Annotated in this window: 15 protein-coding genes; 2 read left to right on the top strand and 13 right to left on the bottom strand. The window is 61.8% G+C overall.

All coding sequences use genetic code 11. The features are described 5' to 3' along the window. Positions 1–2: 2 nt before the first annotated feature. Together THIVI_RS01975 and THIVI_RS01970 are read left to right on the top strand one after the other, a co-directional pair. Positions 3–347 carry a flagellar protein FliT gene (locus THIVI_RS01975; RefSeq protein WP_014776978.1) on the top strand — a complete coding sequence of 115 codons (345 nt, stop codon included), beginning with the start codon at positions 3–5 and terminating at the stop codon, positions 345–347. Between the two features lie 68 nt (positions 348–415). Continuing rightward, complete coding sequence (locus tag THIVI_RS01970; RefSeq protein ID WP_041447215.1) at positions 416–1,525, top strand: IS5 family transposase; 1,110 nt, start codon at positions 416–418, stop codon at positions 1,523–1,525. A gap of 24 nt (positions 1,526–1,549) precedes the next feature. Here THIVI_RS01970 and flgL read toward each other — a convergent pair whose 3' ends face one another. The 13 genes from flgL to THIVI_RS01905 all read right to left on the bottom strand — a co-directional run bounded on the left by flgL (position 1,550) and on the right by THIVI_RS01905 (position 15,704). Beyond that, a complete protein-coding gene (flgL, locus tag THIVI_RS01965; RefSeq protein WP_014776977.1) occupies positions 1,550–2,851 on the bottom strand; it encodes a flagellar hook-associated protein FlgL in 1,302 nt (433 codons plus the stop codon). Positions 2,852–2,865: 14 nt separating this feature from the next. Then, positions 2,866–5,295 carry a flagellar hook-associated protein FlgK gene (flgK, locus tag THIVI_RS22445; RefSeq protein ID WP_014776976.1) on the bottom strand — a complete coding sequence of 810 codons (2,430 nt, stop codon included), beginning with the start codon at positions 5,293–5,295 and terminating at the stop codon, positions 2,866–2,868. Positions 5,296–5,325: 30 nt separating this feature from the next. After that, positions 5,326–6,402 carry a flagellar assembly peptidoglycan hydrolase FlgJ gene (gene flgJ, locus THIVI_RS01955; RefSeq protein ID WP_014776975.1) on the bottom strand — a complete coding sequence of 359 codons (1,077 nt, stop codon included), beginning with the start codon at positions 6,400–6,402 and terminating at the stop codon, positions 5,326–5,328. A 9-nt stretch (positions 6,403–6,411) separates the two neighbouring features. Continuing rightward, positions 6,412–7,578, bottom strand: coding sequence for a flagellar basal body P-ring protein FlgI (locus tag THIVI_RS01950; protein ID WP_014776974.1), 1,167 nt, complete (start codon positions 7,576–7,578; stop codon positions 6,412–6,414). A 38-nt stretch (positions 7,579–7,616) separates the two neighbouring features. Continuing rightward, a complete protein-coding gene (gene flgH / locus THIVI_RS01945) occupies positions 7,617–8,291 on the bottom strand; it encodes a flagellar basal body L-ring protein FlgH (protein WP_014776973.1) in 675 nt (224 codons plus the stop codon). 261 nt (positions 8,292–8,552) lie between these two features. Next, the gene (flgG, locus tag THIVI_RS01940) at positions 8,553–9,344 is read right to left on the bottom strand and encodes a flagellar basal-body rod protein FlgG (RefSeq protein WP_014776972.1); all 792 of its coding nucleotides are present in this window, start codon (positions 9,342–9,344) and stop codon (positions 8,553–8,555) included. 197 nt (positions 9,345–9,541) lie between these two features. Beyond that, the gene (locus THIVI_RS01935) at positions 9,542–10,282 is read right to left on the bottom strand and encodes a flagellar basal body rod protein FlgF (protein ID WP_014776971.1); all 741 of its coding nucleotides are present in this window, start codon (positions 10,280–10,282) and stop codon (positions 9,542–9,544) included. Positions 10,283–10,364: 82 nt separating this feature from the next. Continuing rightward, complete coding sequence (locus tag THIVI_RS01930; protein ID WP_014776970.1) at positions 10,365–11,819, bottom strand: flagellar hook protein FlgE; 1,455 nt, start codon at positions 11,817–11,819, stop codon at positions 10,365–10,367. Positions 11,820–11,893: 74 nt separating this feature from the next. After that, complete coding sequence (locus tag THIVI_RS01925) at positions 11,894–12,571, bottom strand: flagellar hook assembly protein FlgD (RefSeq protein ID WP_014776969.1); 678 nt, start codon at positions 12,569–12,571, stop codon at positions 11,894–11,896. 107 nt (positions 12,572–12,678) lie between these two features. Next, the gene (flgC, locus tag THIVI_RS01920; RefSeq protein ID WP_014776968.1) at positions 12,679–13,098 is read right to left on the bottom strand and encodes a flagellar basal body rod protein FlgC; all 420 of its coding nucleotides are present in this window, start codon (positions 13,096–13,098) and stop codon (positions 12,679–12,681) included. Between the two features lie 4 nt (positions 13,099–13,102). Continuing rightward, a complete protein-coding gene (flgB, locus tag THIVI_RS01915) occupies positions 13,103–13,510 on the bottom strand; it encodes a flagellar basal body rod protein FlgB (RefSeq protein WP_014776967.1) in 408 nt (135 codons plus the stop codon). 401 nt (positions 13,511–13,911) lie between these two features. Beyond that, positions 13,912–14,724, bottom strand: a complete 813-nt coding sequence (locus THIVI_RS01910) for a CheR family methyltransferase (protein ID WP_014776965.1) — start codon at positions 14,722–14,724, stop codon at positions 13,912–13,914. 56 nt (positions 14,725–14,780) lie between these two features. After that, the gene (locus THIVI_RS01905; RefSeq protein WP_014776964.1) at positions 14,781–15,704 is read right to left on the bottom strand and encodes a chemotaxis protein; all 924 of its coding nucleotides are present in this window, start codon (positions 15,702–15,704) and stop codon (positions 14,781–14,783) included. Between the last annotated feature and the right edge of the window lie 142 nt (positions 15,705–15,846).

Genomic DNA, 15,846 nt, shown 5'->3' with positions numbered 1-15,846 from the left:
GCATGTCTACTGTAACGGATCTGCTCCATGAACTTTGCGCGGCAACCGGCCAGATGCAACAGGCCGCGATGAAGGACGATTGGACATTGGTCGAAAAGATACAGAAACGGCGCGCGCCGCTGATCGAGCGGATCGTCGAACGGGCAGGCAGCGAACCCCTGACCAAGGAGCAGACACTGGAACTGAGCAAGGTGCGCGAACAGGAGAGCTTCATTGCCGCGCGAGCGGACGCCCGACGGCGCGTATTGGGTCAGGCGCTGGTCGAGACGCGCGCGGGTTTACGGGCGGGAAAGCAAAACCGGATGCGCAAGGCCTATGGTGCCTTAGGCAACAGCCAGCCATCCTAAGAGGGTGTAGACAAAAATAATTGAGCTGCTATTTGTATACCAGTCTACAACTGAGCTGGTGTGCGCTGATGTCGAAAGCTGGTCGTCCCCCCAAGATTCACGAGGCGGAGCAAGCGGTATTGCGTCAAATTGTCACGGATCGCCCGACCTCCACGCTGTCAGAGATTGCCCGGGAACTCGCGGCACGGACGGGAATCGAGGCTCATGAAGCAACGATTCGCAAGTCCTTGCGGGAGGCGGGCGTCACGCGCCTCCGGGGCGAGAGTGGTCTCGAGGCGCAAGCGCGCGCAACGCCGCGTCGGTATGGGTATACGGATGCGCATCGTCGCCACGACCCCGACCAAAGCTACCCAAGTTGTCTGACCGATGCGGAGTGGGACTTGGTCGCCGCTCTCTTTGAGATGCCGGGCGGGCGGGGTCAACCGCCCCGCGTGTCGCGCCGGAGCATCCTGGAGGCGTGTTGCTACGTGGTGCGCACGGGGTGCGCGTGGCGGATGCTGCCGCACGATTTCGCGCCTTGGCAGAATGTCTACAAGACGTTTCGCCGTTGGAGTGCGGCTGGGAAGTTTGAGCAGATGCATGATCGACTGCGGGGGCAATGGCGCGAACGCGAGGGGCGTGAGATCGCGCCGACGGCGGCGGTGCTGGATGCGCAATCGACCCGCGGCTCGCCGCAGGGTGGACCGAGCGGCTTTGATGCGGGCAAGCAGGTCAAGGGGCGCAAGCGCAGCCTGGTGGTCGATACCTTGGGGTTCGTGTTGGCGGTGAGCGTGGTCGCGGCCAATCTTCAGGACCGCGATGCCGCCTCGGGCGCCGTCGCTGACGCGGCCGCCAAGTACCCCCAGATCAACACGCTGTTTGTCGATAGCGCCTACGCCGGTCAATTTGCCCAAACCACCGAGCAGACCCACGCGATCCGCGTGGAAGTCGTGCGCCATCCAGCCAACAAAAGCGTTGGCTCCTGGCACGTGGACGGGGCGCCTGACCGAGTGGTGATCGCCAACGCCGACGGCTTCGTTCCGCTGCCGAAGCGCTGGGTTGTCGAGCGCACCCATGCGTGGAATGAGCGTGCCCGTCGATTGATCATGCATCATGACCGTCTGCCAGCGGTCTCCGAAACCTGGGTTTGGCTGGCGGAGGCGCGCATCCTGCTGCGGCGGTTGACCACAACGGTTTGATTTTGTCTACACCCTCTAAGTGCCTCACAAAAAATCGAACAGCGAGAGCTTGTTGACCTGCACGTAGGTCTGCTGGGCGGCCTGCAGAGCGACTTCCTGGAGCTTATAACGACTGATGGCGTCCGCGTAGTCGAGGTCGCGCACATCGGAAAGCGTGGATGTGAGATCCAGGACGTTCTGATCGTTCAGGTCCGTCTGGGTCTCCATGGCGGCAATCCGCACGCCGACCGTGGCACGAACATCGTTCAACCGATCGAGGCCGGAGTCGATGTTGCGCAGGGCGATGCTGCTCGCCCGCGAGAGCGCCTCGCGTCCGGCGTCATCGGTCCCGGCGGTCTCGAAGGCGGTGGCGATGCTGTCGAGCGTCTGGAACAGGCTGACGCGCTCGATCGGGCGGGAGATGATCTCGTCGCCGTTGTCCGGCGCGGTTGGCGCACCGGTGAGGGTGACGCTGCGCCCGGCGAAGACGATCGGGTCGTTGGGCACGGGCGTGACATAGTTGCCGCCTGCATCGACCGAGCCATGCGTCCCGCTGAGCAGATCGCCGTTGGCGTCGCGCACGGCATTGCCGTCGAGATCGAGGATGTCGTACTCCACGTCGCCACCCGGGGCCGCCGGGACGGTGAAGCGAATCCGGTAGGTCTCGCCGGCGCTGTTCAGCGCATCTTCCAGGTCAGCGACCGCGACCGTCGTCACTCCCAGGTCGCCCGCATTCGTGGCCTTGGGCACCGCCTCCGTCAACAGCCCGCTCCGCTCGGGGATCTCCATCAGGAGATGCGCGCCGGTATCGCCAGTCGCCATTTTTCGGGTATTGGTGATCGCGACCTCGCGCACGGCGCCCTCTCCCGTGGCGCCGACGTAGGAGACCTGTCCGTCATCGGCGATGACGAAGGGGGCCGTCTGCGAGCGCGTGCCGGCGAAGAGATACTCGCCGTTGGCGAACTTGGTGTTGCCGAGATCGTAAATCTCGTCGCGCAACTGACGGATCTCGCCGGCGATGACCGCGCGGTTATCCCGGTTGTAGGTGTCGTTGCTGCCGGTGACCGCCAACTCGCGGACCCGCTGCAGCGCGTTCAGCACGGCTTCGATCTGCGACTCCTCCTGTTCGAGCCGCGGCTGGGCGTAATCGACATTGCGCTGATACTGCTTGGTCGAATGGATGGCGTCGCTCAGTTGCACCGAGAGCGCCGCGCCGCTGGGGTCGTCGGAGGGCGTGAGAATGCGCCGGCCCGTGGACATCTGCTGGCTGGTGCGATTGAGCTCCGCCTGCGCGTTCTGCATGATCTTGACGCCGGTTTGGAACATCTGGGGTGTGGAGATACGCATCGGCTTACCCCTCCTTAACGCCGCGTGGCGGCGATGAGTGTGTCGAACAGGGTGCTGGTCACGGCGATGACCTGCGCCGCGGCCTGATAGGCCTGCTGAAAACGCAGCATGTTGGCCGCCTCCTCGTCCAGGTTCACGCCCGAAACCGACTCGCGCTGGGCCTGGGCGTCCGCCAGCAGGGTGGCGCTGGAATCGCGCGCGATCTGCGCCTGGCGCGTCTCGTTGCCGACCTCGGCCAGGATATTGGTGTAGCCGTTCTGGAAGCTGGTCTCCCCTCCCACCACCCGTGCGTCCTGCAGCTCGGCCATGGCCTGGATGTTACGCGCGTCGCCTGGACGTCCCCGGCTGAGATCCACGGTGAAGGTATCGTAGGCCGCCGGGGTGCCGCGAACATCCATCTCCCAACCGTTGCCGGTCACGGTCGTGGTGGCGGTGGGGAGGGTCTCCGCGGGGGTGGGCGTGACATTGATCGTGAAGGCGTCGAGGGCCGGGCCGACGCCGGTCGGCTCGCCCCTGACCTGTAGTTCCCAACCGTTGGCGCGGATGGTGGTGACGCCGGAAGGGTCGAGGGCAAAACGCTCGTTGTTTACGACGAACTGCTGCTGCGTCGAGTCGTAAGTGATCGGGGTCGCCGCGGCGAACAGGTCGGCATCCTTCGGATCGAGGACGCGGAAGCTCTCGACGGTGGCCGCGCCGGCGTTCGCGCCATAACTCGGGCTCACCACGTTGTAAATATCGCCCGCACCATTAACGACCACGGTGGCCGGCAGATAGGTCTCCGGCGTCCCGGCAGCGGTCACGCGCAGAGCGGCAATGTCGGCCTCACCCGTATTGGCGGCATCCTCTAGCGCGCCGGAGATGGCCGCGAGATCAGCTGGGTCGGTCATGGTGACCGTCATCCTGCTGGCCGCGTTGCGGGTGGGCTGAATCAGCCACTCGTCGCCTGCTGCGGCGGCCGCGATCGCGGTGGTATCGATACGCAGGCCATCCCCAACGAGGACATCCGGGTCGTAATCCGAGGTAATCGTCCAGCTATCGCCCGCTACGGCGCCCGCGAGATCCCCAGTGTGAAAGTTCAGTCCATCGCCGACGAGGATGGTGGCATCGCTCGGATCGGCGACGAGCGGGACAGCTACGCCGCCGGGATTGGTCGTCAATTGATAATTGGCGCCGTCGTAGGTCAGAGTGTAGTCGGTCTCTTGCAGCGCCGTGGGGTCATCAACCGTCACCCCGAGTTGACCGGTTGCCGTGTTGCCCCCGGCTGGCGTGGCGGCGGTCGCGGGCAGCGCGGGCGCGAGGGGGGGCTGCACAGGCTCGTTTTCGGGCTGACGGGTGAGCAGAAAAGTCGTGCCGTTGTAACTCAGGCGGTAATCGCTCGCGGTCAACTCGTTCACGTCGTCGACGGTCACCGCCGGTATGGCATTAACCGAATTGCCCGGAAGCGAATAGACATCCGGCTGCGGCAGATTGAAGATGTCGCCACCCAATTCGTCGTTCAGATCCAGGCCCAGTCGGTTCTGTTCGTTGAATTCGGTCGCCAGGGTCAGACCGATCAGCCCCAACTGGTTCTGGGCGGTATCGAGAACGCTGCGCCGGGTCTCCACCAAGGCGCCAATCTCGCCCCCGGTCATAAAGCGCGTGATATCGACGATCGCGCCGTTGCTGGTTCGGTAGCCGATATCCAGGTTGTTCGGGTCGCCCGTCAGGCGCTCGGCCACCAGTTCGCGCGCATTGCCCCCCATGACCAGCGATTGGCCGCTGCCGATAAAGACATTGAGCGCGCCATCGTCCTGCCGCACGGCGCTGACATCGATCTTTTCCGCCAACCGATTGAGCACGAGATCGCGCTGATCGAGCAGATCGTTGGGCAGGCCGCCCTGCCCCGAGGAGCCCGAGACGATCCGGCGATTGAGATCGGCCAGGGATTGCGCGTATTGATTGATCTCGTCGACGGCGGTGCGCATCTGGTCGTTGACCATGGCGCGCTGCTCATTAATCTGATCGTTGACATTATCGAAGCGCTCCGACAGCGTCTCGGCCTGGCTCAGCAAGACGCTGCGGGCCGGGAGCGAGGTCGGGTCGCTGGCCACGTCCTGGACGGCGGAGAAATAATTCTGCAGGGTCAGGGTCAGCCCGGTGCTTTCGTCCGATAGCAGGTTCTCCACCCGCTCGGCGAAGGCCGTGCGCACCTCGGCGTTGCTGTTGTTCGTGAGGTTGGCGCGCAGATTCGCTGTCACGATATCATCCTGAATCCGCTGGACATTTCCGACCTGAACTCCCTGACCGAGATAACTTCCGCCATGAAAGAGGGGGGCGCGACTCTCTAATTCGGTGCGCTGACGGCTGTAGCCCTCCGTCGCCGCATTGGCGATGTTGTGACTGGTCGTCGCCAGGGACCGCTGCGCGGCCAGCAAACCGGATACGCCGATGTTCAATATGCTCATTGCATTATCCTGTGTGCATGAGTCGCTCGCTCAACTCTTTGCCACTGCATCGGCCTGAGTGGACAAAACTTGAGACTCGGCGTTGGCGCTCATGCGTTCGAGCCGCTCGCGAATCCCAAGAACTTTAGCCGCGTAGCGCGGGTCGGTCGCATAACCGGCCTTTTGCAAGCCGCGGATGAAATCCTCGCCGTTGGTGCTGGCCAGGGCGCCGCGATAGCGCGGGTTGCGACGCAAAAAGGCGACATAATCGACGAACGAATCCGCCGGGCTGGCGTAGGCGCGAAACTGCGCCCGCTCGCGCTGGGCCACGCCATTGCGGTATTCCAGCGTGCCGACCGCGACCTTGTCGCCCTCCCAACTCCGGTCGGCCTTGATGCCGAAGAGGTTGAAACTGGAACCGCCGTCCGCGCGGCGTGGCACATGCTTGCCCCAACCGGTTTCAAGCGCGCTTTGCGCCAACAAGACATCGGTGTCCATGCCGAGCGTCTCCGCCGCCTGATCGGCATAGGGTTTCAGATAGGCGAGAAATTCCTCGGGACTGCTCGGCGGCCATTTACCCTGAGGAACGATGGCGGAACTGGCCGTTTTGCCGGCGTTGACGGTGGACGACACAGTCTCCGTCAGCGTCTCGGCGGTGTCGGCGGAGGCGGCGTCAACTTCCCGACGCCGCAGGCTTTTCAGCCAGCGATTGCGTTCGGGGATGCGCAGATCCGCGGGATCGCGCGCGGCGAAATCGGTGGTGCCGGCGGCCTGCTCGGGCGCCAGTTGACGCATCAGCGCCTTGCGGATGCCCAAACCCTCGCCTTCGCTCAACAGGCTCGTCAACTGTTGGTCGTGGAGATCCTGGTAGAGCTTGGTCTGCTCGGAATCGAACAGCCCGCCACCCGTGGATGCCGAGCGCATCTGTTTAAGCATCTGACCGGTCAGCAGCGCCTCGAAGGCCCGCGCGGCGGCCTCCAGTCCGGAGCGGTTGCCAGTGCGGGCGGATTTGGCCAGCGCGCCGAAACTGGCCGGATCGCTGACCAATCCGGTCGGAGCCGACAGCGCGGTTTCGCCGCCCTTCGTGACGCCAGTTCCGAGCAAGGTCGTGGAGCCGGAGGGCAGCATGGCCGCGGCTCAGATGACGACCAGGTCGGCGCGCAGGGCACCGGCTTCACGCAGGGCTTCGAGGATGGCCACCAGATCGCCGGGCGCGGCACCGACATCGTTGACGGCCTGGACGATCTCGCCCAATGAAGTCCCTGGGGCAAAGAGGAACATGCGGTTTTTGTCTTGCTCAACCGCGATATCGGTCTGCGGGACGATGGCGGTCTGGCCGCCCGCGAATGCACCTGGCTGCGACACCTGTGGGTTTTCGCTGATGGTCACCGTCAGGTTACCGTGAGACACCGCCGCCGGCGTCACCTTGACGCCGGAGCCGATCACGATCGTGCCGGTCCGCGCATTGATGACCACCCGCGCCGGCGGATCGCCGGTCGCCACCGACAGGTTTTCGAGCATCGAGACGAAGGCGACGCGCTGCCCCATATCGGTCGGCGCGCGAACCTGCACCGAGGAGCCGTCGAGCGGTTGCGCGACATCCCCGCCGAACCGTTCGTTAATGACCTCCGACATCCGGTTGGCGGTGGTGAAATCCTGACGCTTGAGATTGAGGACCAGCGAATCGCCCTGCCCGAAGCTACTGGGAACCTCGCGCTCCACCGTGGCGCCGTTGGGAATACGCCCGACACTCGGGACGTTGACGGTGATGCTGCTGCCATCGTCGCCCCCGACCCCGAAACCGCCGACGGTCAGATTGCCCTGAGCCATGGCGTAAACCTGGCCATCGGCGCCCTTCATTGGGGTCATCAGGAGCGTCCCGCCGCGCAGGCTTTTGGCGTTTCCGAGCGAGGAGACGGTGATGTCCATGCGCTGCCCAGGCTTGGCGAAAGGCGCGAGGTCGGCGGTGATCATGACCGCCGCCACGTTCTTGAGCTGCGGATTGACATTGGGCGGAATGGTCACGCCAAGCTGACCCAGCATGTTCTTGAGACTCTGGACGGTAAAGGGCGCCTGGGTGGTTTGGTCGCCGGTGCCATTGAGACCGACCACCAGACCATAGCCGACCAGTTGGTTATCGCGCACGCCGGCGATATTGGCCAGATCCTTGATCCGCTCGCTTCCCATCGAGTTGCCGTCGTCGGTACCGTCATAGGCCGATTCGTTCCCGGCCAGAAGATTGGCCGATCCGAGGCAAATCCCTGCCAGCAGCGCGATACTTGTGACGAGTCTGATCCTGCTCATGACAAACCTCGGTAATGCGTTGTCATCCCGAACCCGGCTCATAAGGGCCAGATCGGGCTGTTGAAAAAGCGCGAGAGCCAACCTTGCGCGTTGCTGTCCGGGATCGCCCCCGTGCCCCCGTAATAGAGCTGGGCGTTGGCGACCTGGGTCGATTTCACGGTATTGGCCGCGCTGATGTCCACCGGACGGATGATGCCGCGCAGACGCACGAATTCATTGCCCTGATTGATGCCCAGCCACTTCTCGCCTTGCACCACCAGATTCCCGTTCGGCAGCACCTCGGCGACGGTGACGGTAATCTCGCCACTGAGCTGGTTGCTCTGGCTGGAGTCGCCAGAACCGTCGAAGGTGCGATCGCCGCTGCTGGAGGCTTTAAAGAGCGACAGCCCGCCGGGAAGAACATCACGCCCGGCAAGGCTCAAACTGCCCGCATTCATGTCCAGCTCGGACTTCTTGGCGGTCGTGGTTTCCGCCGACTTTTTGGCGTTGGTCTGCTCCGCCAACTCGACCATGACCAGATCGCCGACCCGACGCGCCTTGTAATCTTCAAACAGACCCTGGCCCTGCGTGGCTTGAAAGATCGCGCCGTGATTGTCGGTCGGGGCGAGCGGCAGGAGCGGTGGCGTGGGACGATATTCCGACGAATCGCCCGGTTTCGGCGGATTGAGCGTACTGCAGGCCGTGAGTCCTGCTGCCAGCAGCAGTAGAACCAAACGACCAAGGTGATTTCCGGGAATGACTTTGCCGATTTCCGTTCGTCCTGAGTCCTGAGCCCTTCGGCTTCGCTCAGGACAGGCTTGTCGAAGGGTCGAAGGACGGGCGGAAATCGCGCTCCGAGGCCGACATTGCATCCGTTCATGGTTCGACCCTTCGACGGGCTCAGGACTCACCACGAACGGATGCAGTCTGGGTAAGTTCTTTTCCAAAAATTGCCTAAAAGTAAGGATGATCTGCATGGCGTTCGCGTCTGGCGCTTAGCGTGCGAGGTTGTTATTGACGAACTGCAACATCTGGTCCGCCGCCGACACGGCCTTGGAGTTGACCTCATAGGCGCGCTGGGTCTCGATCATGTTGACCAGTTCCTCGGCCATGTTGACGTTGCTGGTCTCCAGGGCGCCCTGCATCACGGTGCCGACGCCATTCTCGCCAGGGGCGGAGATCTGCGCCGCGCCGGATGCGCCGCTCTCCAGATAGAGGTTTTCGCCCACGGCTTGAAGTCCGGCGGGATTGACGAAATCGGCGAGTTGAATGTTGCCCAATTCCTGCGGCGCGGCTTCGCCGGGCAGTTGCGCGGACACGGTGCCGTCCTTGCCGATGGCGACCGACAGCGCGTTGGCCGGTACCGTCAGCCCCGGTTGCAGGGCGTAGCCGTTGGACATCACGATCTCGCCGTCGGCATTGAGCTGGAAGGTACCGTCGCGGGTGTAACCCATGTCGCCATTGGGCATGAGGATCTGGAAGAACCCCCGTCCCTCGATGGCCATGTCCAGCGAATTTTCGGTCTGCACGAACCCGCCCTGCCCGAACAGCTTTTCGGTCGCGACCGTGCGCACGCCCATTCCGAGCGTGAGTCCGGAGGGCAGTTGCGCCTCCTGCGTGGCCTGAGCGCCCGGCTGGCGGATGGTCTGATAGATCAGATCCTCGAACACCGCCCGCCCCTTCTTGAAGCCGTTGGTGTTGACGTTGGCCAGATTATTGGCGACCACGGTCATGCGGGTCTGTTGCGCGTCGAGCCCGGTCTTGGCGACCCAGAGCGATTGGTTCATGGTCTCTCTCCGTTAAACTGCGTCCGGCACGGCAACGATGATTCGTCGCTTGATTCGGTTTCGCCGGAACCTGCAAAAGCCGGAGCTGACGCAGTTTAAATATTGAATTTTGAAGCTTGAAACCGCGTCTCGCCCTGCGCCGCGAATCACCGTTAGGCGAAGATCGCCGTCACCGGGCCTGTCATGCCGAACCCGGTTTAACCGATCGCCAGGAGGCGATTGTGGTTCTGTTCCACATTGTTGGCGCTTTCCATCATCTTCACCTGCATCTCGAAATGGCGGGAGAGTTCGATCATCTTGGTCAGCGCCGCCACCGTGTTCACGTTGCTGGTCTCCAGCATCCCGGTCACCACCCGCACGTTGGCGTCCGCGGGCGGGGCTTGACCATCTCCAGCACGAATCAGGCCATCCTCGGTGCGTTTCAGGCTTTTGACATCCGGATTGACCAGACGGATGCGCTCGACCGCCGCCAGCGCGTTCGGCGCCGAGCCCACGGGCCGCACGGTGATGGTTCCATCGGTGCCGATGAGCAGGGTTTCGTTGGGCGGGATGGCGATCGGGCCGCCATCCCCGAGCACCGGCAGGCCGCGCTCGTTGCGCAACATGCCCAGCGCGTCGATGTGCAGATTGCCGGCGCGGGTATAGGCCTCGCCGCCGTCGGGTGCCTGGACGGCGATGAAGCCCTCGCCCTCGATGGCGATATCCAGATCGCGCCCGGTGCTCTGGAGCGCGCCGTGGGTGAAGTCGATGGCTTCGTTCCCGGTCTGGACGTAATCGCGCGAATCGTAGACCGGACCGCGCACCGGCGCCGTGTAGGCTTCTCCGAGCGCCTGACGAAAGCCATGCGTATTGGCGTTCGCCAGGTTGTGGTTGTTGATGGCCTGCGCGTAAAGGTTTTCCTTGGCGCCGGACATCGCGAGATAGAGAAAGCGGTCCATGGTCGTGACTCCTGGCGGTCAGGCCGGCTCGGGCGGCTCCTGCGCGCCGGACGCGCCCGTGGCGTCCGGCGTCCCGTGGGCGTTACCGGATATTCAGAATCGTCTGGGTGATTTGATTGGCGGCGCTGATGGTCTGCGAATTCGCCTGATAGTTGCGCTGGGCGGTGATCAGGTTGACCAGTTCGGTCGCCAGGTCCACGTTCGCGGTCTCCAGCGCACCGCCCTGGATATTTCCCAGGCTGCCGGTGCCGGGCGAGAAGATCACCGGCCCCCCGGAGTCCGTGGTCTCGGCCCAGGAGGTGTCGCCGATCTGCTGGAGTCCCTGCGGATTGTCGAAATCGGCCAGCGCAACCTGACCGAGCGGCAGCGCCCGACCGTTGGAATAGCGGATGAAGAGCACGCCTTCCTCGTCGGCGTCGACGCCCGTGATGCGTCCCGTGGTGTAGCCGTCCTGTTCCAGGCTACTCACGGCATAGCGCTCGCCATACTGGGTCGTGCCGGTGAAATCGAGCGAAATGATGTTGGTGCCGACGGTCGAGGGAGGGGGGACCGGCTGCGTCGGATCGTCCTCACCAACCGTGGCGCCATTCACCGGATCGTATTTTGTCATGTCGAATGTTAAATCGGCGCTTGTTGGTGGAATCAGCAGACCATTCGTATCGAATTCCAACTGCATTGGCGAGTTCGTCGGAAACGTCGGAGGACTGGCGCCCGTGTTTTCGCCATCCATCTGTACATGGACCTGCCACACACTGGAACCGCCTGCAGCAGCCGCATTGACCTCATCCTTAATGAAATACATCGTCACGGGACGCGGTGTCCCCAACGAGTCATAGATCGTGGTCGAGGTCGAAAAGTTGTAGGTATCGGGGTCATCGATGTTGAATCCGGGCACTGCTGGCGTTGTTACCAGTCCGGTTACTGGATCTACCACAGGTGCCACATATAAAACTGTTGGATCGATGAGCGTGGGGGGGGTCGTCTGAGGAACCACCGTCTCGTCGATCGGATTCGACGCATCCGAACGCAGATTGAGCTGGGCGGCAATCTCGGCCGTCGCATTCGGCGGCGAGTCGCCCAGATTGATCTGCATATCGGACCGCAGTCCGGTGCGAAAGAGGCTGTTGGGATCGGTCGGATCGGTCGGCGGAAAGCCTTGGAGCCGCATTGGCGGCGAACCGTTATTGACGATATATCCCTCATTATCAACCTGGAAGGCACCGGCGCGGGTATAGACGTTATCGTCGCTCCCAGCGCTGTTCAGAACGAAAAAGCCGCGGCCGGTGATGGACATATCGAGGCTGTTGTCGGTGAACTCGAGCGTCCCCTGGGTAAACTGTTGGCTGTTGGAGATCAGCCGCACCCCGGCACCGATATTGGTTTTGCCGATGGTTCCATAGGACCGGGTGAAGATATCGCCGAACTCGGCGCGGGATCCTTTGAAGCCAATGGTGCCGACATTCGCGATGTTGTTGCCGGTCACCTTGAGATCCGCGGCCGCAGCGGTCAGTCCGCTCAATCCGATGTTAAAAGCCATGAGGTTGCTCCCTCGTGAATATTGGGTGGTTAACGCTCAACCGGCGCGAATGCGCAACGCGACGATCCCCGGCTTCAGCCAATCCGGGCAACATCGCCGAATGCGACCCCGCCCAAACCCTGTACATTGAGAATCAGACCGCCGCTGGCGTAGTCGGCGGTCACACTTTGCACCTGACCTCCAAGAAAGGTCTCGACCGCCGCCGAAGCGTCGCCGCTGGAAGCGGTGGCGCGAAATTCATAAATACCCTCGGGCGCGGGCTGCCCATCGGACGTGAGTCCATCCCAGGTAAAGTCGGCCATGCCCGATGCCTGGGCGCCCAAATCCAGAGTCTGCATCAGTTGGCCAGTGGAATCGTAGACACCAACCGTCAATTGATTCACCGACGCGCTTAACCCGACCGACCCCCGCATGCCCTGTCCCGCGTCCAGTTGAGACTTGGTCGCGGGCGACAGAACCTCCTTACCCACCAGCGCGGCCGCCTGTAACGCCTGCCCCTGATTGAGCGACAGCGACAAGGCACCGAATTTCTCGGTCAGCGCCTCAATGCCGGTGACGGTCGAGAATTGGGCCATCTGACTGAGGAAATCGCCGTTTTCCATCGGCTTCATCGGATCCTGAGTAGCCAGTTGCGTGGTCATCAGTTTGAGAAAATCCGATTGTCCGAGTGTGCCGCTGCTCTCCTTGGCGGTCTGAGCCCCGTAACTCGTCAGCCCCAGTCCGCTCAAGACATCCGAGGATATTTCCGCCATGGTCTGTTCTCCGACACTGTATCCAATAGGGTGCGCGTTGTTCGCGCAATGGACGTTCGCCTAGGGTTGCGCAACGCACGTCACGGTTGATTCACACTGCACGCGGTTTAACTCTGACCGACCCGCAGCGTGCGTTCCAATAATTGCCGCGTGGTATTCATGACTTCCACATTGGCCTCGTAACTGCGCGAGGCCGACATCATGTTGGCCATTTCCTCGACCACGCTGATCGCGGGCCGAAAGACATAGCCGTCATCATTGGCCTGGGGGTGATTCGGCTCATAGGTCGGGATGGGCAGCGCCGGAGAGTCGACGATGTCAGCAACCCGCACCGGCATGGCGGCCCGATCAGGATCCTCTCGGTCCAGAATCGTCTGGAACAGAACCTGTTTCGACTTGTAGGTCTCTTCCGGCGTCTTGGCGGCGGTACTGGCGTTGGCCAGATTGGAGGCCACGGTATTGAGCCGGATCGATTGCGCCGTGAGCGCCGAGGCCGAGGTATTGAAGATGCTGAACAGATTGCTCATGGCGTTATTCCTTTCGCAGGGCGGCGCGGATACCCGACACGCGTCGATTCAGGAATTCAAGCGTGCTCTGATAATGCATGGCGTTTTCGGCAAAGGCCGCCCGCTCCAGCTGCGGGTCGACGGTATTGCCGTCGAGGGCCGGCTGCGCGGGAATGCGATAGAGCATATCGGGCACGGTATTGACGTCCGGTTGACCGGGCAGCGGCAGGTGATTGGATTGCGTTTGGGCTAATGCCAACCCCTTGCCCCGGCCTTCGATCGCCGCCAGGGTGCCCCTGAAATCGTAATCGCGTGATTTGTAGTTCGGGGTATCGGCGTTGGCCAGATTGGAGGCCAGCAATTCGCCGCGCCGATCCTGAAGCTTGACCGACGCTGGCAAGATGCCAAAGGCTTTATCGAGTGAAAGGCTCATGGGTGCGGCTCATGGGTTGCAATGACCCGTCAATCTCTTTGCGGGAGATCATGCAAGCCGCGCGCCAGTAGACGCGGGAGGGAAAAGCGAAAGCAAGGCTTCCAGTGACCGGATTTAAACCGCCAACCAGTCGTCATACCGGACGCGGTTTAGGGCGATTTCCGGGGAAATTCCTATCGGAATCAACGCTTCAAATGGACGAGATTAACAGGATTTTTCAAGATTCACAGGGTTGAAAACAATGACTTCTATCCTGTTCATCCTGCGAAATCCTGTCTATTCGATCCGAGCGCAGAGATGAACTTTTCAGGAAATCGTCTAAACCGCGTCTCCACCGATGTCGATAAAATCCCCAAAATCAAACACAAACTGAAAATTACGCATTTCGCTCTAGACGCGGTTTAACGCCGACGCAGCATGGAGCCTTGCGGCGTGCGCAGAATCTCGAAGGCTTCGGTGTAGGAGCCGACCGCTTCGGACGCGCCGACAAACAGATAGCCGCCAGGATCCATCTGACGGGCGATTCCGTCAAAGATCCGACGCTTGGTTTCGGCCGAAAAATAGATCAGGACGTTGCGACAGAAGACGATGTCGAATTTACCGAGCGTCGCGTAGGATTCCATCAGATTGAGCTTCTGAAAACGCACCCGGCGCTGAATCTCCGGCTTGATCCGATGCCCGTTCTCGATCGACTCGAAAAAACGCTGCCGACGCTCGGGACTGAGTCCGCGCACGATGCTCAGCCCGTCATAGACACCGGCGCGGGCATCGGCCAGCACGCTTTCCGAAAGATCCGTCGCCAAAATACTGACGCTCGCGGTCTTGGGCGGATAGCTTCCTTCCCATTCCGCAACGATCATGGAGATGCTGTAGGGCTCCTGGCCGCTGGAGCAGGCCGCCGACCAGATCCGGATCGGCTTTTGCTTGGCCGCCAGTTCAGGAAGCACGATTTGACGAAGGATATCAAAGGGATAGTTATCGCGAAACCAGGATGTCTCGTTGGTCGTCATCGCATCGATCACGCGGGATTTCAGCGTGGGATTGGCGGAACGCCGCAACGCCTTCAGCAAATCTTCAACTTTCGCGAACGAAAATTCGTCGAGCAGACGCGACAGACGACTGGAGACGAGATATTGGCGGTTCTCGCCGAGCACCAGACCGCAACAGTCGGAGAGGAATCGGGAAAACTCGGCGTAATCCTGCGCATCAATCACGGCTGAACCTTAGGAGTGATCTGGAAATCGAGGTCGGTTGCGACAGCCTGCGTTCATCAGGATTTCTTCGCATACTTGAGCACCGTCGTCGCCAACTCGTCCGGGTCGAACTTCGCCAGAAAATCGTCGGCGCCAGCCCGCTTGACCATGTCGTGATTAAACTGGCCGCTCAAGGATGAATGCAGGATCACCCGCAGATCCTTCAGCTTGCCATGTTCGCGAATCTTGCGTGTCAGGGTGTACCCGTCCATGCGCGGCATCTCGATGTCTGCGATGACCATTTCGATGGACGACTCCACCATGTCCGCGGCGGCCAGCTCTTCCAGATACTCCAGCGCCGCTCGACCATCGGAACGGGTTTCGGTGCGAAAGCCCAGTTCCATGATGGCGCGCTCGATCTGTTTGCGCGCGACCAGCGAATCGTCGACGACCAGGATCCGACGATCATGAGGCAGGATGGCGGCCTGTTTCTGCACCTCGTCGGAGACATCGGACTTGAGCGGATTGATCTGCGCAAACACGCGTTCGACGTCGATGATTTCGACCAACCGGTCGTCCACCTCGGTGACCGCGACCAGATAACTTTCACGCTCGGTTCCGCGTGGCGGCGGCTTGACCGTCTCCCAATTCACGTTGACGATCCGATCCACCGCGGACACCCAGAAACCCTGGACCGATCGGTTGAACTCGGTGACGATCACCTTGGCGTCCCGATCATCGTCGATCGGTCGTGCGGCAAAGCCGATCGCCAGCGCCAGATCGATCACGGAAACCGTCCTGCCGCGAATGTTGGCCACGCCGCGAACCGTCGGGCTGGAGCCGGGAAGGTGTCGTAGCGTGGGTTTGGCGATCACCTCTCGAACCTTGAAGACATTGATGCCGAACATCTGTTTGCCACCCAGGTGAAACAGCAGCAATTCCATGCGATTCTGCCCAACCATGCGGGTGCGCTGATCGATATCGTCAATAAACTGACTCATCCAACGTCTCCAGATCGAAATTGACCATCACGTAAACCGCGTCCGCCGCGACGCCGGTTGGCTCATGCAAGGCCGATCCAACTCGAAAACAACGCATTTCATGCTAAACCGCGTCCGGTACGGTATGCGTCGTTTTGAGCGG

This window comes from Thiocystis violascens DSM 198 (assembly GCF_000227745.2).
GTDB classification, from domain to species: Bacteria; Pseudomonadota; Gammaproteobacteria; order Chromatiales; family Chromatiaceae; genus Chromatium; species Chromatium violascens.
This window is presented reverse-complemented; position numbering and strand designations above follow the sequence as displayed.